This window comes from Acidaminobacter sp., assembly GCF_030247605.1.
GTDB lineage: Bacteria > Bacillota > Clostridia > Peptostreptococcales > Acidaminobacteraceae > Acidaminobacter.
Genome location: NZ_JAOTSB010000009.1, coordinates 18,747 through 40,466, shown reverse-complemented (window position 1 = coordinate 40,466; position 21,720 = coordinate 18,747). Strand labels below are relative to the sequence as shown.

General features: G+C 52.1%; 19 protein-coding genes. 17 read left to right on the top strand and 2 right to left on the bottom strand.

Annotated elements, in window-relative coordinates:
- Window positions 1-301: 301 nt before the first annotated feature.
- The 10 genes from OEL90_RS06160 to OEL90_RS06115 all read left to right on the top strand — a co-directional run bounded on the left by OEL90_RS06160 (window position 302) and on the right by OEL90_RS06115 (window position 10,553).
- Window positions 302-622: a PadR family transcriptional regulator gene (locus OEL90_RS06160; protein WP_291400798.1), complete on the top strand. Its 321-nt coding sequence runs from the start codon at window positions 302-304 to the stop codon at window positions 620-622.
- Window positions 619-1,221 (top strand): HAAS signaling domain-containing protein, encoded by a 603-nt coding sequence (locus tag OEL90_RS06155; protein WP_300687552.1) that lies wholly within the window; start codon window positions 619-621, stop codon window positions 1,219-1,221. Before OEL90_RS06160 ends, OEL90_RS06155 begins: the two co-directional genes overlap by 4 nt.
- A 72-nt stretch (window positions 1,222-1,293) precedes the next feature.
- On the top strand, window positions 1,294-2,190 hold the full coding sequence (locus OEL90_RS06150) for a DUF4097 family beta strand repeat-containing protein (RefSeq protein ID WP_291400793.1): 897 nt from the start codon (window positions 1,294-1,296) through the stop codon (window positions 2,188-2,190).
- A gap of 312 nt (window positions 2,191-2,502) precedes the next feature.
- The gene (locus OEL90_RS06145) at window positions 2,503-4,317 is read left to right on the top strand and encodes a DegV family protein (protein WP_300687550.1); all 1,815 of its coding nucleotides are present in this window, start codon (window positions 2,503-2,505) and stop codon (window positions 4,315-4,317) included.
- Between the two features lies 1 nt (window position 4,318).
- Window positions 4,319-5,092, top strand: a complete 774-nt coding sequence (locus OEL90_RS06140; RefSeq protein WP_291400789.1) for a DUF1295 domain-containing protein — start codon at window positions 4,319-4,321, stop codon at window positions 5,090-5,092.
- 297 nt (window positions 5,093-5,389) lie between these two features.
- Window positions 5,390-6,352, top strand: coding sequence for a TIM barrel protein (locus OEL90_RS06135; protein WP_300687547.1), 963 nt, complete (start codon window positions 5,390-5,392; stop codon window positions 6,350-6,352).
- On the top strand, window positions 6,349-7,119 hold the full coding sequence (locus OEL90_RS06130; protein ID WP_300687546.1) for a YkgJ family cysteine cluster protein: 771 nt from the start codon (window positions 6,349-6,351) through the stop codon (window positions 7,117-7,119). The genes OEL90_RS06135 and OEL90_RS06130 overlap by 4 nt, the downstream gene beginning before the upstream one ends.
- Window positions 7,120-7,476: 357 nt before the next feature.
- Entirely contained in the window at window positions 7,477-7,734 is a 258-nt protein-coding gene (locus OEL90_RS06125; RefSeq protein ID WP_291400783.1) for a Veg family protein, read from the top strand.
- Window positions 7,735-8,239: 505 nt separating this feature from the next.
- Window positions 8,240-8,929, top strand: a complete 690-nt coding sequence (locus OEL90_RS06120; RefSeq protein ID WP_300687545.1) for a response regulator transcription factor — start codon at window positions 8,240-8,242, stop codon at window positions 8,927-8,929.
- Entirely contained in the window at window positions 8,901-10,553 is a 1,653-nt protein-coding gene (locus OEL90_RS06115; protein ID WP_300687543.1) for a sensor histidine kinase, read from the top strand. The genes OEL90_RS06120 and OEL90_RS06115 overlap by 29 nt, the downstream gene beginning before the upstream one ends.
- Before the next feature lie 301 nt (window positions 10,554-10,854).
- Here OEL90_RS06115 and rocF read toward each other — a convergent pair whose 3' ends face one another.
- A complete protein-coding gene (rocF, locus tag OEL90_RS06110; protein WP_291400778.1) occupies window positions 10,855-11,766 on the bottom strand; it encodes an arginase in 912 nt (303 codons plus the stop codon).
- Window positions 11,767-12,455: 689 nt separating this feature from the next.
- Here rocF and arcA point away from each other — a divergent pair.
- From arcA to OEL90_RS06075, 7 genes are all read left to right on the top strand, one after another.
- Window positions 12,456-13,694: an arginine deiminase gene (gene arcA, locus OEL90_RS06105; protein WP_291400776.1), complete on the top strand. Its 1,239-nt coding sequence runs from the start codon at window positions 12,456-12,458 to the stop codon at window positions 13,692-13,694.
- 295 nt (window positions 13,695-13,989) lie between these two features.
- The gene (gene argF / locus OEL90_RS06100) at window positions 13,990-14,982 is read left to right on the top strand and encodes an ornithine carbamoyltransferase (RefSeq protein ID WP_291400774.1); all 993 of its coding nucleotides are present in this window, start codon (window positions 13,990-13,992) and stop codon (window positions 14,980-14,982) included.
- A 336-nt stretch (window positions 14,983-15,318) separates the two neighbouring features.
- The gene (locus OEL90_RS06095; RefSeq protein WP_300687539.1) at window positions 15,319-16,674 is read left to right on the top strand and encodes an FAD-dependent oxidoreductase; all 1,356 of its coding nucleotides are present in this window, start codon (window positions 15,319-15,321) and stop codon (window positions 16,672-16,674) included.
- The gene (locus OEL90_RS06090) at window positions 16,674-17,795 is read left to right on the top strand and encodes an acyltransferase (protein WP_291400770.1); all 1,122 of its coding nucleotides are present in this window, start codon (window positions 16,674-16,676) and stop codon (window positions 17,793-17,795) included. The genes OEL90_RS06095 and OEL90_RS06090 overlap by 1 nt, the downstream gene beginning before the upstream one ends.
- A gap of 342 nt (window positions 17,796-18,137) precedes the next feature.
- On the top strand, window positions 18,138-19,007 hold the full coding sequence (ispE, locus tag OEL90_RS06085) for a 4-(cytidine 5'-diphospho)-2-C-methyl-D-erythritol kinase (protein ID WP_300687537.1): 870 nt from the start codon (window positions 18,138-18,140) through the stop codon (window positions 19,005-19,007).
- 65 nt (window positions 19,008-19,072) lie between these two features.
- The gene (locus OEL90_RS06080; RefSeq protein WP_300687535.1) at window positions 19,073-19,756 is read left to right on the top strand and encodes a GntR family transcriptional regulator; all 684 of its coding nucleotides are present in this window, start codon (window positions 19,073-19,075) and stop codon (window positions 19,754-19,756) included.
- A gap of 32 nt (window positions 19,757-19,788) precedes the next feature.
- Window positions 19,789-20,223: a DUF1934 domain-containing protein gene (locus OEL90_RS06075; protein ID WP_291400764.1), complete on the top strand. Its 435-nt coding sequence runs from the start codon at window positions 19,789-19,791 to the stop codon at window positions 20,221-20,223.
- A gap of 284 nt (window positions 20,224-20,507) precedes the next feature.
- Here the strand turns inward: OEL90_RS06075 and OEL90_RS06070 are convergent, their stop codons facing one another.
- Window positions 20,508-21,659, bottom strand: coding sequence for an alpha/beta fold hydrolase (locus OEL90_RS06070; RefSeq protein WP_291400762.1), 1,152 nt, complete (start codon window positions 21,657-21,659; stop codon window positions 20,508-20,510).
- Window positions 21,660-21,720: the final 61 nt, after the last annotated feature.

The window sequence follows — 21,720 nt, the reverse complement described above, 5'->3', positions numbered from 1 at the left end:
GTGACGCGGGCGGGGGTGGTTGGGCTTGGGTGACTGGTGCGGGGGTGTAGTTGGGGCTTGGGACCGTGCAGAGGTATCAATTTGAGAAAGTGTGTTTTTCCAATGGTTTCGAGGTTCAGCTCTGGTACAAAAATTGAGTTGGTGACAGTCACCAACTCAAAAGCTGTCCGCGTCACCAACTCAAAACTTGTCCGCGTCCCCAACCTGGTATTTAAGATTCTTTTAATACTTGCTACCTTGCATAAAAAGGTACCCTGTGATATGCTGTAACCATGAAAAAGCAGAAAAGAGGCGATCCTCTGTGAACATACAATTCAAGAAGGGTGTTCTGGAGCTGTGCGTACTATCTATACTGAGCCACAGGGACTGCTACGGCTATGAACTGGTTCAGGAAATTTCAAAAAATATCACTATTTCTGAAGGTACTATCTATCCTTTGCTGAGAAGGCTGATGGATGACGGCATGTTTACGACTTATCTGAAGGAGTCTTCAGAGGGGCCGCCGCGTAAGTACTACACGCTGACGGCGCGGGGGCGACAGGAGCAGGCCGCGCTGGCAGCGGAATGGCGGCGGTTCGTGACGGGTGTCAACTTAATTGTGGAAGGAGAGCACGGGGAATGAACAAGCAGACTTATTTGACTCAGCTTAAAAGCGCGCTTTCCGGCATGCCGGAGGCGGAGCGGAATGATATATTGTACGATTATGAGGAGCACTTTGATGCAGCCCTCGAAAGTGGTGAGACAGAAGAAGCCATCCTTGAGCAGCTGGGCAGGCCGGAGGTGGTCGCGAAACAGTTCCGACTGAGTAAAGTGATTCAGCGGGCAGAGGAAAAGCCAAGCTCTGTGAATCTGTTTAGGGCGGTACTGGCGTCCATAGGCCTCGGACTTTTTAATATCATCTTTATTCTTGGACCTTACCTGGCGCTGGTGGGCATTCTGGTCGCGGTCTACGCGGTGGCTGTGTCGCTGATAGTAGCGGGCATTGGTCTGGTGTTCGGCGGGGTTGTCGCGGCGGTGACGGGTTCGGTGGCGTTCGCGCCTGCGTTGATCCCAGCCGGGATTGTTGGGGGCACTTTAATTGTGGCTATTCTCGGAGCGGGGGTTGCCCTCGCAGCCCTTGGCGGACTGATCTTCCTCGCGGCCATCAAACTGACTCAGCTGTTTTATCAAGTGACACTGAAATATCTGAAGCTTAACGTCAAGATCATCAAGCAAAACTGATTGGGTAGGATGACTTGGCGAAGAACGCCCTGTTTCTCCCTGTAAAATTAAAAAAGGAAGAAGGTAATCCAAGTGAGAAAAATTGCGCTTTGGTTGATTGCAGCGCTTCTGATTGGCGGCGGCATTGCTATGCTCGCACTGCGTGAAGCCGGACCGGATCTGATCGACAGACTGCAGGGCGAGGAATTAGCGCCCCTTGCCGGGAGCCAGCGTTTTGAGCTGGACGAGACCAGGACAGTGGAAGTCAGCAGCGAGAACGCGACTGAAGGACTGGCTGTTGAAACAGTGTTTGAGTCGGTTGAAGTGACCCGTGAAGCCAGAGAGGATATTGAAATTAAGCTGACGGGGACTTACATTGCGCCGCTGGATACGGATATGCCAAAAATACGAATTCATAAGTCGGAGGGTGGCCGGCTGGAGATCGACATCGATCGTGGGCTGACGCTCCCGCATTCCTTTACATCCACGAACCTGAGATTAATGGTGAAAATACCGGAGTCGTTGTCCGGCGATCTTGAGCTTCAAAGCGTCTCCGGAGCGGTCAAGCTGCGTTCGCCAGGGACAGCGCCTTTTGAGGGCAATGTCTCCGCCGGGTCGGTTTCTGGCAGAGTCTATGTGGAAGGGCTTGAGGCACGAAACCTTGAGCTTGGTTCCGTCAGCGGTGACGTGGAATTCCTGGGCAGCGCAGACCAGCTGGACGTGAAGACGGTGTCCGGCGCAGTGATGCTGAAGCTAACTGCACTTAGGGGGGACGGACGCATGGAGACGACTTCGGGGACGGTTGAACTGACCTGCGAGGCGCCCCTCAACCATGAGATTAAACTCACGTCCACCTCGGGGACCCTTGCGCTCGAACGCCCTGAGGCAAACGTAAAAGTCCTAGAGGACCGCCTCATTGAAGCGACGGCCGGCAGTGGTAAGTTTACGCTGGAGCTGTCCACAGTCAGCGGCAATGTGAGCGTTAAGTGACGGGGCAGAGATAGTGTCCTAGCTGGAGTAGCGACAATCGGCAAAAGAAACATCCCTTTGGGGCATAGACGAAACGGTCTGGGCTTCAAGGGGATTTTTTGGTATTGAGTATAAGGGGGGATCAGCGGATGTGTAAAAGACCTATTGCCGGCTTTTCTCCTCCGCGCTGGCGACACGGTAACGGGGGGTTATGCAGCTTCCGCTGCCCCCCCTCTTCGTCATGCAATCACTCCAAAAATAGAATAAAAATTCTCAAAAAGTGTCGAAGACGAGATTAAACTGGGTAATAATACCCGCGAGGAGGGATCGCAAATGACCGCCAATTCAATCAATGGAAGACATGTGTATTATGCCATATTGGCAGGAGCCAATGAGGTGATTCAAAATAAGAGCGAGCTGGACCGCATCAATGTATTCCCCGTCCCGGACGGGGACACGGGGGCCAATCTGACCTCGACCATGAAGGCCGTGATGGAGAATCTACGCCTTGAGAACGAGGTGGATCTGGTGCTTTCCAGTGCTGCGGATGGCGCGCTGATGGGCGCCCGGGGCAATTCCGGGCTGATTTTCGCCCAGCTGATCTACGGCTGGTACATGGAGGTCAAGAGCAAGGAGACGCTGACCCAGGATGAGCTGATTCACAGCCTTCAAGGGGCGCTGAAGCGGCTTTACGGCGTCATGCTCAATCCTGTGGAGGGCACCATTTTGACAGTAGTCCGGGAGTGGATCCATTCTTTGGAGAAGCACAAGGATAAGGCTGCCACAATACTGGAGTACGCCGAGCGTACGCTGTCAGACAGCGGTGTCGCGCTGAAGAAGACGACTGAAATGCTGGAGCAGTTAAGAAAAAGCAACGTGGTGGACGCCGGCGCCAAGGGCTTTTACCATTTCCTCGAAGGTATCAAGCGCTATATTGAGCATGGGGAGGCGGGGATTGAGAGGATTTCTGTGATTCCAACCGAGGCCCACCCAAGGAGCGCTGAAGCCCATGAGACTCTGGGCGAGTTCCGCTACTGCTGCGAGACCTTGCTGACGCGCCGGGAAAAGGGAAAAGACAAAGGCATGAATGTGGAAGAGATCCGGGAGATCGCGGCGCGTTATGGGGATTCCCTGGTCATTGCCGGGGGGGAGGACAAGCTCAGGGTGCATCTTCACACCAACAGCCCGGAGCCAATGTTTGACGCGCTGAGCCGCGTGGGCCAGCTGGATGCCATCAAAGTCGACGATATGAAGATTCAGGTGGATATCCGCAACCACAGGAAATACCCGTTTGCCATTGTGACGGATACCATTGCGGACCTGCCGCAGTCCTTCATTGATGAGCACCAGATCTCGGTGATCCCGCTGCAGCTGGAAATTGGGGGCGTGGTGCACCTGGACCGTGTGACGGTGTCCGTGGGCCACTTCTACGAATTGAACAAGACTCTCAAGGATCAGCCTCAGAGCTCGCTGCCGGCCATTAAAAATGTCGAGAATCTATTGATGTTCCTCAGCGATTATTACGAAGCCATTCTGGTCCTCTCGGTGTCAGACAAGCTCAGCGGCACCTATGGCATGATCAAGGGCCTCGAACCCGTGGTCGAAAAGCGCGGCCGTAAGATCGAAGTCCTGAACACGCTGAAAAACTCAGGAGCTCAGGGTCTAATGGTCAAGAAGGCTGTGGACATGGCCAAAGAAGGGCGCAGCTTCGAAGAGGTCGTCGAGATCATGCGGGCAATGCGGGACCGGGTTAAGATCCTGGTTTCCGTAGATACGGTCAAATATCTGGAGCGCAGCGGCCGGGTGAGCCGAAGTGTCGGAAAAGTCGCCAAAGTCATAGGCCTTAAGCCGCTGATGACTTTGGACAGGGAAGGCCATGGCAAAGCTTATGGCGGCAAGCTGACCTTCAACGCGGTCATGAAAAAACTGGTGAAGTCCGTCAGCGCGGACATTGAGAAATATGGCCTGGAGGAATACGTCATTGTCCATGCCGCGTGCCTGGACCGGGCGATGGAACTGGCCAGAATCTTTGAGGAACTCACCGGCAAGCCGCCGGAATTTATCGCGGAAATCTCACCGGTAGTCGGCGCGACAGCAGGCGAGGGCGCGACGGCGATTGCCTACCTACAAGAGAAAGCAGGCTGGTAATATGTCAGGGTTGTTATGGTTTTCTTGGCTCGTGATTTTTCTCTATTTCATGGGATTCTTTATTCTGGGGACTGCAGTAAAGAATAATGCCGTGGTGGACTTTGGCTGGGGCTTGGGTTTTGTGGTCGTGGGCTGGGCGTCGCTGTTTTATTACGGCAACCTGGACGCGGTGTCCTTGCTGCTTGTGGCATTGGTCACTGTCTGGGGCGTCAGGCTGTTTTACCATCTGTACCGGCGAAACTGGGGCAAGCCCGAGGACTTCAGGTACGCCAACTGGCGCCGGGAGTGGGGCAAGTGGGTCATTCCAAGGGCGTTTCTGCAGGTTTACGTTCTTCAGGCGGTCTTTATGGCGGTGGTGTCCTATGCGTACCTCTACGCTATAACGGTGGCGGACAAGTCCGTCAACCTTTGGGTGGTCCTGGGCACGGCAGTCTGGCTCATAGGCTTTTATTTCGAGTCTGTGGGGGACAAGCAGCTGGAGGTCTTCAAGAAAGATCCCGCCAACAAGGGACACGTCATCAAGACGGGGCTGTGGCAGTATACCCGTCACCCGAACTACTTCGGCGAAGCCACCATGTGGTGGGGGATCTTCCTCATTGTTATTGGAACGACCGGCTTTTGGCCGACCATCATCAGCTCCGCGGTGATCACGTATCTGTTGATGTTCGTCTCCGGGGTGCCTATGCTTGAGAAAAAATATGAGAATAATCCCGAATTTCAGGCTTATGCGGCGGTCACGAGCAAGTTCTTTCCGTGGTTCCCTAAGAAGTCTTAGATGGAAAGGTTTGCTGAGGGTGACCATCGGCAGGGTCTTCAGCTTTTAAAGGCTTAAAGACCAAAGCTCTGCCGATGGTCCCGTTATTTTCCCCTCAACATCCGTGGGTGAAGTGGGCAGAAACACCGAAATATGTTATAATAATAACAACAGGAGACAGCATAGTTGTTTTGAGCATTATCAATAATCAGTCCTGCATCCTGCGGGACTTTTTTCTTTGACAAAAGCGTGTTATTTTATCAATCAAACGACAACGCTGGTCCGTTTTTTGGAACACCGTGCCGGAGGGAAAGTCGAATGGACAGGGTCATTCAATCAGAATTCCAAAATTTAAGTGCGGAAGAGACGGGGATGAGTTCGGTGCCCCAGAGTCCGGCCAAACTGGGACGAAGCCTCGGATCAAACACCAACAACGCTGACGTGGAGACCCTTGCGGCGCTTGGTTTTACGCGGATAGAAGTATGTCTTGGGCGCCACAGACCTTATAAGGACATGCTGGAGCGGATTTTTTTAGATCTGGACACGGCCAAAGCGCTGGGTCTGGATTATACAATCCATCTCCCGCTTTGTCTCTATGACTGGTTTCCCTTCGATTATCTGGACGGCTATTACCTGGATCCGGATCCGGAGAAACGGGACCTGGCTTTCAGATTTCTGGAAGAGAACCTGCGCCAGCTGACCAGCCGCTATCAGCCGGATTATTACGTGATCCATTTTCCCGGGATCTATAGGAATGCCTATCACGACCTGGATTTCCATGCTATCCTCCATGAAGCCCTCGGAAAACTTCAGTCTATAGCGGAGAACTTTGGCACTGTCCTGGCTCTGGAATATTTTGGGTCAAACAAGGATTTCAATCGACCCGAGCAATGGATTGAAGCTTTGAATGGTTATTCGAGACTGGCGCCGCTGCTGGATACGGGTCATCTCTATTTTTCGTGTCTGATGAACGGTTTTGATTTTAACCAGGTTGTCGAGACCTTTGGCCCTTATTGCCTGGGCTTTCACGTCTGGACAGTCCGGGGGAATGATTATTATGGAAACTCGCCATTTTATAAGGAATTTCACCACGTGATCCCTCATCCCGGGCAACAAAGGTCGGAGGGATGGGCCTTCGACCCTGCTTCTGTCTACCGTCAACTGAAGGCCTTTGAGTCTCCGGTTGTGCTTGAGGCGTCCAGTTTCTATGGCGGGCGTGATTATTATTTGGAGGGCCTCAAATATGCGGCGGACTGCTATTTGGGAGGGGCCTGCGAATGAGGGAGAGAAGTGAGACCGTGACTGGTACTGTGACTGCAACTGGAGCTGGGTCTGCGACATTCAGGGATCCGGACCTCGACGCCCGGTGGAGAGCGGCGTTTGATCAAGCCCGGGAAAACGGCTTGTTTGAGCGCCTTTCAGAGGTCTATGCCAGGGTGCCTGGAGGGCGCTGCAGCGGCTGTACCGCGTGCTGCGCCGAATCCGTCAGCACTTTTTTTGTGGAGTGGCTTCGAATCCGGGACTTTTTAGAGGCGTCTGGCCGATGGTCGGAGGCCCTCAATCGGGCGGAAGACTATGCCCGCTTTGAACTCGCCCGTCCTATGAAATGCCCCATGCTGGAGGCGGATGGACGCTGCATGATCTATGAGGTCCGCCCTTTGACCTGCCGGATATTCGGACATCTCAAAGCCGCGGATTACGGACGGAATCTCAAGGCGGTGCTGAAGGCCAACCAAAGGGCGGCGGAGGAGATTTTCAAGCACTATGGGGTGAGACTTCCTGCTGCTGTCGTGGAGCGGTCTATACCTTTTTGTGAGTCCTTCGTGTCTGAGGCGCCCATGACGTCAGGGGATCGGGATGAGTTGTTTGATGACTTGTTTTCGATTGATTCTCGTTTTTTGATGACGGGGCTTTTGGAGCCGGATCAGATTCAGCTGGGCTTGGTAGATTGGTTCGCCATGGTCAGGCTGGAGGGTGATGCGTTGGCTGAGGAGCGGGTGAAGCATGCGGCTGAGATGGCTGAGGCGGGGGAAAAAGCTGATAAATAGAGTAATTTGAGCTTGACGAGGAAAATGTAAGATAAAAATAAGTATGAAAAAGAGAAGACAAAGCCAAAAGGTTAAAATTTGGTTAATTTATATTAATATCGAGCGATCAAAGGTTAGAACAGAGGTAAAATATGCGGATCAGTTGGCAAAAGATGCATTCGAATCGTCTGTAAAAAGTTGCTTAAATGCAGCAATTTGAGGCTTTTGAGAACATTTTGTACTTGATATAAAACTAACAGACATTTTTCGACAAAACCTAGTTGACAGATTAAATACTACTATTGTATAATATTTGACTTTTCTCTGACTGTATGGTAATATTTATACAGTGTGATAGAGAATGGGATGGTGGTCAACTTGGCGACAAAAGCGACACTTGCAGAGATTCGAAAGTCGGTCGAAGGTCTGATTGGGGAACGCGTAATTCTCAAGACGAATAAGGGCAAGCGCAAGGCGAATGTCCGTGAGGGCATTCTCGAAGTAGCTTATCCAAGTGTTTTCACTGTACGTATCAACGCCGGCCTCGATACAGAGCGCCGTGTATCGTTCAGTTATTCAGACATTTTGACGGACACAGTAGAAGTGACGCTGTGCCAAAGGGTTAATGTTTCATAGAGACTGATTTATTCTGTATTTATTTATGCCAGTGACTAGCCGTGAATGCGGCGGGGTCGCTGGCTTTGTTCTTTTTTGGGGGTTGATGTTTAACTTGATGTCAGGTTCACGTTCGCTATGAGACGTGCACCTCGCTCCGCCTTGTTGCGAAATGAACACTTTACGCTACAGACGTGCACCTCGCTCCGCCTATCGCCTCGCTGTGCTCGGTGACAGGCTGCGCAGCGGTATCGGGCTGCGCCCAATATAAAGTGAAGAAGCACTGCCCCTCCGTGAGCAAGCTCCCGGCGAGACAGCGCTTCTTCACTTTATGCATGTCTCTAGCTATCGTAAGAATATCTTAAGAATTATCAGAGGTTTTTCGACGTTTTTTTCTGTTAAGATGAAATTATTCGAGCTTGAATACAGATTTCCAAAAACCAAGGCCAACGCCCGCAGTGCACGGAAGGCAGATTTTATCAGCGACAACCGCACAGGGCCATCATATTAACTTAGGAGCTAGCTTATGAAAATCTTAGTCTGCGATGACGATCGCGCCATAACTGATGCCATTGAAATCTATCTGAATCACGAAGGCTACCAGGTCGTCAAGGCCTACAATGGCCTCGAAGCCCTGGAAGCCCTCAAAAAACACGATATCCAGCTCATCCTCCTCGATATTATGATGCCTGAGCTGGACGGCCTGCGGGCGACTCTCCAGATCCGCGAACACTCCAACCTGCCTATCATCCTGCTGTCCGCCAAAACCGAGGACACCGACAAAATCCTAGGCCTCAACCTGGGCGCGGACGACTACATAGCTAAACCCTTCAATCCCCTTGAGCTCCTGGCACGGGTTAAATCCCAGCTTCGCCGCTTTACAAGCCTGGGTGCGTACACTGAGAAGCCGTCCACCTTCCGCAGCGGACGTCTGGTTCTCGACGACGAAACCAAAGAGGTATTTGCCGATGGTGACCCTATCAAACTCACCCGCTACGAATATCACATCGTACGCCTCCTGCTTTCAAATGCCGGCAAAGTCTTTTCCTCCGATCAAATCTACGAGCAGGTCTGGTCCGAAACGCCCATCAACTCGGAAAATACAGTCTCGGTCCACATCCGGCGGATCCGTGAAAAAATCGAAATCAACCCGAAAGACCCAAAATACTTAAAGGTGGTGTGGGGCATTGGATACAAAATCGAAAAACTGGACTAATCTCTTCAGACACTGGCTGACGAAAACCGCAGTCATTCTATTGATCCTGGCGGCAGGCCTGGTCTTCTCAAATACCCTTTACGACGAGGCAGAAGGCACCCTGTTCGACTTTGACTACCGCAGCAGCCAGGCTTATGAGGAGCTTCAGGACCCTAACGACTGGCACGAAGCCTGGCTCGCGGACAATACCCAGACCCTGATCCTTCTCGCCGTCTGCGTCATGATTATGCTTACCGGTCTCATTTTCCTGGCCGCGGTGTCCGGCCGCCGTCCTGACTCAGACGACGTCCACTTCCTTAAAACCGACCGAATCTTCGTAGACTTTGGCCTCGCTCTATGGATTGGGATCCAGGTCGCGCTGGTTGGCCTCGCCGGTGAACTCCTGGGCTTCGCAAACAGCGAGTGGGAGCTGCTGATGAAACCCGTCGCTGCACTCTTTCTCGTCCTAAGCGGTGCCTTAGCCCTCTACGCCTGGACTTTGACCTGGAAGCGACTTAAAACCGGCACGCTGCTCAGCCACACTTTTGTGGTCTGGTGCGCTTCAAAGTGCTTTGGCGCCGTTTCAAGGCCTATTCGCAAGGCGCTGCGCAGACTAAGGAGCGGCCCGGTGGACCGCATGCCTCTCCTCATTGCGACTGGCTTCCTCGCCCTCAACGCCTTCACCATAATCTTCGGCGGCCTTCTGACTGCGACCCTGGGTGTCTTAGGCTTTCTGGTCGGCGGCGTGGTGTACCTCTCCGGTATTGCGCTCCTGGCCCTCTATCTGATCCGTCAGGATCAGGTCCTGGCCCGGATTGAGACCAGCCTGGCCGCCATTGAAGCCGGTGACTTAGGCTTGCCGATGGTCCCGGAAGGCCCCGCCCGACTCAAAAGCATCTCCACCAAAGTCAACGGGATCGCCGTGGGCTACCAAACCGCCCTGGAAACTGCCCTCAAATCCGAGCGCATGAAAACCGAGCTCATTACCAACGTCTCCCACGACCTGAAGACCCCGCTGACCTCCATCCTCAACTACATTGATCTCCTCAAACGCTCCGGCCTAAGCGCCCCCGAGGCAGCCGACTATCTGGCCGTTTTGGACCAGAAGTCCCAGCGCCTGAAGACCCTGACTGAGGATCTCTTCGAGGCCGCCAAAGCCTCCTCCGGCAATCTCAACGTCCAGGCCGAGCCTCTCAGCCTCCAGGAATTCCTCCATCAGTCCGCCGGTGAAGTCCGCGACCGCATGGAGCAAGCCAGCCTGGAGCTCAAATTGACGACGCCCCCTCAGGACCAGCCCCTCACCATCCATGCGGATGGCCGCCACCTCTGGCGCATCATGGAGAACCTGTTCCTCAACGTCCTGAAGTACGCCATGCCCGGCTCCAGAGTCTACCTCGATCTCCAGCGCAGCGAGCAAAACGCCGTCATTACCCTGAAAAATATTTCCGCTCTGCCGCTGGATGACGTGGATGACACCCTGACAGAACGCTTTGTACGAGGCGATGCTGCCCGCACCACCGACGGTTCCGGCCTGGGCCTTGCCATTGCCAAAAGCCTCGCCGAACTCCAAAAAGGCTGCTTCAAAATCGAAACCGACGGCGACCTGTTTAAAGCCATCCTGACCTTGCCGCTCATAGACGCTTGAACGACACTTCCAAAAGAAAGGTGACGCGGACAACTTTGGATTTGGTGACGCGGACGGAAATAGTATAGAAATAGAACTGTTCACTTTTGAGCGAGATGAGAATCATTCTCTCAAGCTCTGGTACAAAAAATATTTCCGTCCGCGCGGCTTGTGGCCTATTGTCCCCAACTTCGTTTTTGTCCGCGTCACTAAAGTAAAAGCTGTCCGCGTCACCCTCCTTCAAACTACAACAAAAAAAACCGCCAAGCGTCAGCCGTGGCGGTTTTCTCCTTTTTATTCACTAAATCTTTAAATCATTTTCTTACAGCAGCCATCCTCCAAGAAGGGAATCCATCAAGGCGACAGCGGTTTCTGCGGTTTCATTCTTGTTGTCGATCAGCGGGTTGACCTCGACGAACTCAGCGCTGGTCATGATGCCTGCCTGGGCGATCAGCTCGAGGGCGAGGTGTGACTCGCGGTAAGAGAGGCCGCCGGCGACGCGGGTACCGGTGCCTGTGGCGTAGAACGGATCCATAGCGTCCATATCGAAGCTGACGTGAACGCCGTCAGTGCCGTCTGATGCGACGCGGATCGCTTCTTCCATGACCTTTGGCATACCAATGAGGTCAACCTCGTGCATGGTGAAGACCGTGACGCCCAGCTCCTTGAGCAGCTTGCGTTCGCCAGAGTCGAGGTCGCGGGAGCCAATCAGGACGATATTCTTTGGATTCAGCTTGTTCTCAGCGCCGCCTATCCCTATGAGGCGCTCGTGGCCAAGGCCCAGCGCCACCGCCACCGGCATCCCGTGAATGTTGCCGGAAGGCGAAGTCTCCGCCGTATTGATGTCGCCATGGGCGTCGAACCAGATCACGCCGAGGTTCTTCTTGTGCTGCAGGACACCTGCAATGGTGCCGATGGCGATGCTATGGTCACCGCCCAGAACCAGCGGAAATCTCCCTTCAGACATAATGTCCGCAACCGAGTTGCAAAGCTCTGTATTGACGCGGACGACTTCGTCCAGGTATTTCAGATTGCTCTTAGCATCTCTCGCGTTTTCAGGACGGACCACCTGGATGTCGCCGCGGTCCTCGAAATCGTAGCCAAGTCGCTCAAGTCGGCCTTTGACGCCCGCATAACGGATCGCGACAGGGCCGAGGTCGACGCCTAAGCGGTCCGCGCCCAGGTTCATAGGGACACCAACTATGGAAATGCGTTTTTCTTTGAGTGCTGTCATAAAAAATCTCCTTTCAAGCATGTAGGATCCGGGCTGTGACCCACTAATAGGACCGTACGGAATCCAAATCGTTGCCGGTTGACTTTGTGCTACCATCATACTCGATCCAAGCTGAACCTGTCAATCTGTAGTCAAATCGCCTTAAAGTACCCCAAAATGGGGTAAATATCGCTTAAAAATTACTTGTGATTAATCAATATGCATAACGCCCGGAAGCGGAGGAAATTCGGCGTTATGTTAACTGAAAGAAATGTGACCATCGGCAGAGAATTATAGGTCTTGAGGGAAACCTAAAAAAGACGCGCCCGCCACAGCACAAAACACCTTCTGGCTGAGCCTCCGGGCCAACTATAAAAATATGCAAAAATTCAGAAAAATCTTTATGATCTTTTTTTAATGATTATACAGATTTTCACTGCCTGCAATTTGTTCATAAAGTTCAGAGACAAGTCATAGCAAACGGTGACGCCAACGAATACCATAAAATAACAATTTATACACTCGATGAATATCCACAGTCAGTTAAATTATTCAAAAAAATTTTTATTATCTCGTAAACCTTAAAATTACTAAACTTGAATAAAATATTTCTGGAGTGGTATACTAAAATCAAAGGAGAAACGGATGAATAAATTGCCAATTAAAGCCAATTACCACAACTATAGATGTGTATTGGAGAGGTGGAGCCCATGTTGATCACACCGGCAATCAACGTTTACTCGGAAATCGGAAAACTTAAGCGGGTGCTGCTGCACAGACCCGGCAGCGAAATTGAGAACATTACGCCTGAGCTCATGGACAGGCTGCTCTTTGACGACATCCCCTATCTGGATGTGGCAAGGCAGGAACATGACGCTTTCGCTGAAATCTTCAGGGGCAATGACATAGAGGTGGTCTACCTTGAGGATTTGGCGGCCCAGAGCATTCAAACGGAGGAAATACGGGAGCTCTTTATGGAGGAGTTCATCGAGGAAGCGGGACTTCAGGGGGATATGAAGCAAGAGGCCGTTCGGGAGTACTTCCGGTCCTTCAAAGATACCCGGGCCCTCATCGACAAAATGATGGCGGGGATTCGCAAGGAAGAGGTCTATATTGCGAACCCTAAAACGCTGACCGACTTTCTGGACAGCGACTATCCCTTCCTGATCGATCCCATGCCGAACCTCTACTTTACGCGGGATCCCTTCGCGGCGGTGGGCACGGGCATTTCCCTCCATCACATGCGGACGGTCACCCGTCAGAGGGAAACCCTCTTCAGCAAATACATCTTCCGGCATCATCCCGACTTTAAAGACGCCGGAATCAAGCTGTGGTACGACCGCCGGGAGCCTTACTGCATCGAGGGCGGGGACATTCTGGTGCTGACGGACAAGGTCATAGCCATTGGAATTTCACAGAGGACGGACGCTTCCGCCATTGACCTCTTTGCCCGGCGGCTGTTTGACGACGGCCAGAGCTTCGAGGTCATCCTGGCCTTCGACATTCCAAAATCAAGGGCTTACATGCACCTGGACACGGTGTTCACCATGGTGGATCACGCGACCTTTACCATTCACCCGGAAATCGAGGGCCCGCTGACGGTCTATTCCATCCAGCGGCCCGCAGGGAAGAGCCGCGACCTCCGGATTGAAAAGGAGACCATGGATCTGAAGCGCATCCTGGAAAAGTATCTGGATCTCGAACACGTCTCCCTGATCCGCTGCGGCGGCAAGCGCGGCATTGACGCGGGCAGGGAGCAGTGGAATGACGGGTCCAACACGTTGGCTATAGCGCCGGGCGAGGTGATCGTGTACGCCAGGAACCACATCACCAACCATCTCCTTGAGGAGCAAGGCATCCGGCTTCACGTCATGCCGTCCAGCGAGCTGTCCCGGGGACGGGGCGGACCGCGGTGCATGTCCATGCCGCTGATCCGGGACCCGCTGTAAGTCACGCCGTTCAAAAGATAAGTGCTTTTTGCCGATGGTGACTTCAAAGGGCGACATCCCTTCCCAAGTCGCTTCTGAGGCCACTGGACTGAATAAATTCAAAAAAATAAGCATAAATAATCAAAAAAGTATTGATTTCTGGCGCAAATGTGAGAAAATGAAATTCAGAATTGTGAAAATCAAGGTTTGGCGCAGGAGCGGCGAAGTGGGACTGGAGGCGACCATCGGCAGGATGGAGACTGTAGGACTTTAGACTTGTCCCCCGGGCCAGCAGAATGTATAAGGGGGTTTATCCATGCCAGTCAGTCTCAAAGGTAGGCACTTTCTCACACTGAAACACTTCACTCCGCAGGAAATCCGTTATTTGCTCGATTTATCCAGAGATCTCAAATGCAAAAAGAGGGCTGGCGTCCGGTCGAATCTTCTGGTCGGCAAAAACATTGTCCTGCTTTTCGAAAAGACCTCCACGCGCACGCGCTGCGCTTTTGAAGTCGCTGCTTATGACGAGGGCGCTCACGTGACCTTCCTCACCAACAGCCAGATGGGCAAAAAAGAATCCATTGAAGACACCGCCAAGGTCCTGGGCCGTTTCTATGACGGCATTGAGTTCAGGGGCTATGAGCAGTCCACTGTGGAAGCCCTTGCCCAGCACGCCGGCGTTCCTGTTTGGAACGGCCTCACGGACATGTACCACCCAACGCAGATTTTGGCGGATTTCCTGACCATTATGGAGCACGTGGACAAGCCGCTGAACAAAGTGAAATTTGTCTATGCCGGCGATGCCCGCAACAACATGTGCAACTCGTTGATGATTGGCGCGGCCAAGATGGGGATGCATTTTGTCGCCTTCGCACCTAAGGAGCTTTGGCCGGCGGAGGACCTCGTGGCAGAGATGCAGGAGGTCGCGAAGGAGACGCGCGCGGTCCTCGAGTTCTCCGAGGATCCGGACTGCGTCAAGGGCGCGGACGTCATCTACACGGACGTCTGGGTATCCATGGGCGAGGAGCATCTCTTCGAGGAGCGCATTGCGCAGCTGTCGAAATATCAGGTCAATATGGATCTCATTAATCGCACGGAGAATCCGGATATGATCTTTATGCACTGTCTGCCGGCGTACCACGACCTGGAAACGCAGGTTGGTAAAGAAGTTTTTGAGAAATTTGGCATCACCGCCATGGAAGTCACGGATGAGGTCTTCAGAAGCCGTCATTCCGTGGTTTTCGACGAGGCAGAGAACCGCATGCACACCATCAAGGCGATCATGGTCGCGACGATTGGGAACGTGTAGACGGATTCAAGGGCTACATTTTAGAGAAAGAAAAGCTGAAGAGCTGGGCGGTGGGGCGTGGGTTGGATGACCATCGGCAGAAGTCTTAGGGTTTTAGCTGTATAATGACAGGTGAAATGTACTTAATAGTGGGCCGGGGATCAGGTTGAGATCTCCGGCCCGCTTTTTTGTCCCCGGAAGGCAGCGACGGCGCCAGATGAACAAATCGCGTGCTTTTCCCGGCTTTTACCGCCAATTCGAAGCCGCGGCGAACTTCCCCTTTTAAGCGCGTCTTTTTTGGATATAATAGAGAAATGACGTTTGTGATGAAACGGACAGAAGCAGGAGGAATTGCCCATGACTATAAATAAGACGGACGATCTTGAAAATAGAATTAATGATTATGACGTGCTGGTGATCGGCGGCGGGCCAAGCGGCCTCAGCGCGGCCTATTACCTGGATCAGATGGGAATGGACTACTGCGTCATTGAACGCGGTACTCTCCTGAGGACCTGGCGCCACGAGCGCTGGGACTCCTTTACGCTGGTCACGCCGAACTGGATGACCCGCCTTCCGGGCATGGAAGACATGGCGCCCAGCGACAACCGGTTCATGACCCTGGAGGAGATCAACCAGCACCTCACGGACTGGGTCGAACATTTCAAGCCAAAGGTCATGGAGGGCGTGGAGGCGACGCGCCTCAGGCAGCTCACCCAGGAGGAGATCGATGCCATCCCGGTGGCGCCTTACGACCGTCCGCTGAGATATCTCATCGAAACCTCGGCAGGTATTTTCAGAGCCCATGATGTCGTGGCAGCGACCGGCCAGTATAATCAGCCGTTCATTCCGGCGGCCTCGCAGGCAATCCCGAAAGAAGTACAGCAGCTGCACTCGGTGACCTATAAGAACCCCGGCCAACTGGCGCCAGGCAGCGTCCTCGTGGTGGGCGGCGGCCGCTCGGGCATTCAGATTGCCCTGGAGCTGCGCCGGGAAGGCCGGGACGTGTGGCTGTCCCTTGGTACTCAGCGGCCCATCCCGGATGCCTATGACAACATCAACGGCGTATACTGGCTCAACCGCCTCTCCGGCTTCGCGAAGCTGGACCGGGGTGTGGAATATGCACCGGATGACCTGGAGCGCCTCGAAATTGTGGAGAAGCTCCGCCAAAACCTCGCTACCTGTCAGCAGGAGGGCGTGACGCTGGTCGGCCGTCTCAGCGGCTTTGAGGGCGGCGCCCTGATCGTCCGACCAAACCTGATCGAAACCCTGAAGGACGCCGAGACGTACCTTCAGCGCTTTATGGATGAGATTGAGTCCCACATTGGAAAAGCGGGGCTTGGAAAGCCTAAGTCCAATCTTGACCTGAAGCTGCCGCGGCTGATCTGGGGCACTCTTCAGGAGACTGAGCGCCTTGAGCTGACGCAGACCGGGATCACCAGCGTCATCTGGGCTACTGGCTTTCGCCCGAACTACCGCTGGATTGACGTCCCGGTTTTCGCCCAGGACGGACAGCTGATCCACGAGGCAGGAAAAACTTCTGCCGATGGTCTTTATTTCACCGGAGTCGAGCTGAACCCGGGCTTCGGCGGGCCATCACCCTATGGCATTGGTTTCTACAGCTTCGGAGAGGACGCCCGCAGGGTCGTCGACCAAATCTGTGAGGATTCTGGCTCAATGTTCTGGGCAGATTCCATAATTGAGGAGCTGGATTAATGAGCGTGCTGCATGTGGTGAAAAAGACGGCCCCCGGAGAACGGGATCGCTCTCTCGCCCTTGATCTGCTGAAAATAGTGGCCTGCGTACTCGTGGTGGTCATACATGTCACGGCTTCCGGGGTCACGGGTTACCTGCCGGGCTCGCTGCTGCAGCGGCTGACGGTGGGCGTCAACAGCTTCAGCCAGTTTGCGGTGCCTGCCTTCATCTTCGCCAGCGGCTTTGGTCTGGCGGCACGATTTCGCAGTGATGACCGCGTGGCAGGCCTCCTCCGCTTTTGGGGCCGCCGCCTTGAAACGGTGGTCCTTCCCTACCTGATCTGGTCCCTGATTTATCTGATTCTGCAGCAGCGCTTCATGGGCATTTGCTATGGCGCCTCGGGTATGCTGAAGCTGGTGCTGACCGGCGGGGCCTTCTACCATCTCTATTTCATGGTCATCCTGATCCAGCTCTACCTGGTGTTTCCGCTGCTGCTGGTTTTCAGGAGACGCTTTTCCAAACTTGGCGTGGATCTTGTGGTTGTGACCATTCTCTACCTGGTTTACGCCCTGTGGCTGAAGCAATATGTGCCGCTGAGCGACCGCTTTTTTATGAGTTATCTCCCGTTTTTCTACGCGGGCATAGTGGTTTATGAGCGGCCGCCCAAAGCGACGCTGCTGACGGCGTTTGGCATTGTGGGCGCGGTTGCCTTCGCAGATTATCTGGTTTCCCGCCTGGCCGGCTTTGGAGCGATCACCCCAATCAGCATGCTTTCCCTGCCGTTCGCCTGGGAGCTGTACGCGCTCTCCATAGTCATCCTGCTCCTTTCCTGGTTCAAGCTGGTCAACATTGACGAGAAGCAGAGCGACTGGGTGAGGCGTCTGTCTGGCGTCACCTTTGATGTTTATCTGGCTCACCCGCTGGTGCTCGTTATTGTCGACTGGTGGCTGCGGACTGTCGGTGTGCAGTCGCTGAGCCTCAAGATTTTGCTGGGATTCCTACTGGGCGTGTCACTGCCGGCGTTGGTGCGGCTGGGGTACAATAAGGCAGAGTCTGGGTTTAAGGAGAGGCAGAGGGAGAGGCAGAGGGAGAAGGAAAAGAGGGACGAAGTGAAGGATAATGATAAGGATAAGGAAGAATAGGATAGGAGATTGGAAGAAGCATTAGAGGGACAAGGAAATAATGAGATCAGGCAATAATGAGATAAAAATAAAAAGCTAAAGAGATCAGGACAAACACAAGGACAACGCCTCTCCGGCCGCCAACGATGCGGCTGAGGGGGCGTTTTTACGTATAATCGCAGCTTTCCCTGTTTCACTGAGTAGGTCTTTACAAAAGAATCTGCTTAAAAAAGAATAAATTGTTCTGATTCTTGTGCAAGATGACACTAGTATCTTGCATGATTTTTATGTATAATACTTTTAATGTATTTTGTATAATGTATAAATTTTGCACAATCTGGATTTTCAGTTTGGGGTGACGCCATGGAGCACAATAGAATCATAGAATTTGCTAACGCTAAGGTCAATTTGTCCTTAGACGTTCTGGGTGTACTCGAAAATGGCTACCACGAAGTTGAAATGATTCTGCAGGAAATTGATCTTGCAGATGATATCATCCTCGAGCCCCTCGAGTCAGGCATTGAATTGCATTGTGATGTGGACTATCTGCCGCTGGACGCCTCCAACCTGGCTTGGCGTGCAGCAGACCTGGTGTTGAAGGAAACTGGACTCGATAAGGGCGTCAGGATCACAATAGTCAAGCGAATCCCCGTGGCAGCCGGCCTGGCCGGTGGCAGCGCAGATGCCGCGGCTGTGATCCGGGGATTGAACCGCCTCTATGATCTCAATCTGGATCTGGAGACCCAGCAGCGCATTGGGCTGTCTCTTGGCGCGGACGTTCCGTTCTGCATTACAGGCGGCTGCGCAGTAGCGAGGGGCATTGGCGAGAAGCTTGAGCCCCTTGCAGGCTTTGGCTCCCACTGGGTGGTGCTGGCTAAACCCAATATAGGCGTTTCCACCCCTGCGGTGTACCAGCGCTATGATCAGACTGTAATTGAGGAGAGGCCGGATACGCCGGCGCTGATTCAGGCTATTCGAACGGATCAGATGCGCTATGTCGCAGAGCATATGGTCAACGTCCTAGAGCCCGTCACGACGCAGATGCATCCCATTGTGGGAAAAATCCGCAATCAGCTGATTCAATACGGTTCAGACGGCGCAATGATGAGCGGCAGCGGCCCGACTGTCTTTGGCTTTTTCAGACAGTATGATCGCGCCATGAAGGCCTGCAAAAATCTTAAGAAGACCTATGCGCAGGTCTACCTTGCACGAACGACAAATAGGGCACTATAGGCATAAACCGTACATATTTAGAAAATAAGCTGGAAAGATATTTCATATTTTAGGAGGTTGGAGCGTTGAACAATTCGAAATTAGGGACGTTGGAAATAAGAAACTATAAACCTCTAGGGGAAGTTGTCTTCGAATATCTCAGGGAGTCAATATTGAACGGAACCCTCAAGCCGGGCGAGCGCCTCATGGAAATTGCGCTTGCTGAGCAGCTTGGCGTCAGCCGCACCCCTGTGCGTGAGGCGATCAGAAAGCTCGAAAAAGAGAGCTTTGTCGAAATGATCCCCCGAAAAGGCGCTTATGTAGCAGATTTGACCGCTAAAGACATCATTGATGTTCTCGAAATCAGAATTTTGCTGGAAGGCTTCGCGTCCTCCCTGGCGGCACAGCGCATGTCAGAAGAAGAGCTGATGAGCTTGCGCGAAACGCTGGAAGCGTTCAATGATGCCGTCAGCCGTCATGACCGCCAAGCCATGATTGACCTGGACAACATGTTCCATGACAAGATTTTTGATGCCACAAAGAACAATAAACTGATCGAGATTGTCAAGGACCTCCACGATCAGTTCCAGCGTTTCCGTTTGACTTATTTTACTGAGTTTGACAATTATCCGGAGATTCAGAAATGGCACCAGAAAATTTATGATGCTATTCGCTCAAGTGATGTGAACGCTGCAAAGGAAGCCGCAGAGCAACACGTGCAGCTGATTATGGATCTGGTCATGAACTGGAAGGAAAAACGCAACGAGTAGGCAGTGTTGAAGAAAGGTGCACAGGTGGTCTGATGACGACAAAAGGGACTGAAGTGTTTCTTCAGCTGACAACAGAAATTGAGTCCGATGGTGATGACACCCAGCGCATTGAATTCGCTACATCGGGGAAGTACTATCTCAAAGATGAGACCCACTACTATATATACACTGAATCAGAATTGTCCGGCATGGAAGGCGGCAAGACGACCCTGAAAATCAAAGATGACACGGTCACCATGCACCGCTTCGGCGTCAATGTTGTCGAGCTTGTCTTCATTGCCGGTGAAATCAGGGAGTCCATCTACGAAACACCCTATGGCGTCTTTGATGTGGAAATGAAGACCATCACTCTGGCTTCAGCAATAGACGAACGTGGCGCAGGACACATTGAGATCAGCTATGATATTGAGGTTAAGGGCTTGTCGAAGACGCGGAATCATTTGAGGATTAAGGTGTGTGAAGGCTAACAGAAGTGCATAAATCGAAGAAGAACTGCCTCGACGGGAGCTTGCTCACGTAGTGGCAGTTCTTCTTCGATTTATATAGGGCGCAGCCCGCGACCTCGCGCAGCCTTTAACCACGCGCAGCGTGGTTTGAGGCGGAGCGAGGTGCACGTTTGTTAGCGTGAGGTGTGACTTGCGCTGAAAGGCGAAGCGAGGTGCACGTTCGGGGGGCTCCAAGCAAAGTGGAGTTGCCATCTCATTTTGTATGTGACTGAGAATAGAAGACAATGAGGATGGCACAATTGTAATTACTGACTTGACTCTAATGTCTTGAGCCAAGCAACAATATCATCCAGCATCAGCTTGATGTTTCCAATTTGACAGTGGTGATTGGCAAAGTCTTCTTGTTCATAAACACGGTCCTTCAATGATTTGACATTTGTGAACAGCCTGAGCTGGATCTTGTGCATTTTGAAAGGAATAAAATGATCATTTCGCCCTGTGAGATAAAGGACGTTTTGCTTAATGTTCTCACAACTTAAATTCTCTTCATTCAAATTCAGGGAATACTCAAACGCCTCCAATGGCTCCATTTTTGTTATGTGGGCGAGATTGTTGACTTGCCAGCCTTTAATGCCGCCTCGCGCGCCCATTTTTTCAAATGATCTGCCTGTATAGGCGCGGAAATACTTGATAAAAAACATCATAAGCCATCTGGCGAAAGCTGGAGGGATTCTAGAATAATCTACAGCATGACCAGTTGCGATCACATTTTTGATTCTTGGCTCATAGGCTGCAGCTCTTAAACAAAACCATCCACCCATGGAGAGTCCAAATAAAGTTGCTTCCTTTAGGTCGTAGTAATCCAAAACCGCTTTTACAGGCTTCTCCCATTCATAATCAAGAGGCACCCCCTGCTTTAATAGCATATGTCCCTGACCGGGGCCCTCAAATCCAATAACATCAAAACCATTCGAGCTTAGATATTCCATGATCAAATACCATTCTTCGATAAACGAGTCAAATCCTCCATGAAGGAGGATCGTGCCTTTGTAATCAGATTTTGCCCTGATTCTCAGTGAGGGAAGGTCTGCATAGCTTAAATATGGAATAAACGTACGCTCAACCAGATCCAAATCTATTGTTTGATAGAATAATTCGGAAAATTTATCATAATAAAATTCCTTTTCGGGATGATCTCCTTTCATTGTGTAAAATTCAGCGGCACGATAATAAAAAGCTGCATTTAGCAGACGATTTTCACTGATGGCCTTTTCAGCCAGCTTCACCATTTCTTTTTTCCAATCCTCAAAAGTTATGATACCAGTACCAATGCTTTTAAGATCTTCATATCGCATCAAACCTAATGAATGCCATCGGTTAAGTTGAAAGTTATAGGTTGGATCTTTATGAAACTCGTGATACCCAATTGGAAAGGCGTTATCAAAGTCTATGTTCAAAGTGGAACCCTCCTTGCTGCAAGGATTGAAATGGCAGGTGTAAAATTTCGAATGGGTGATA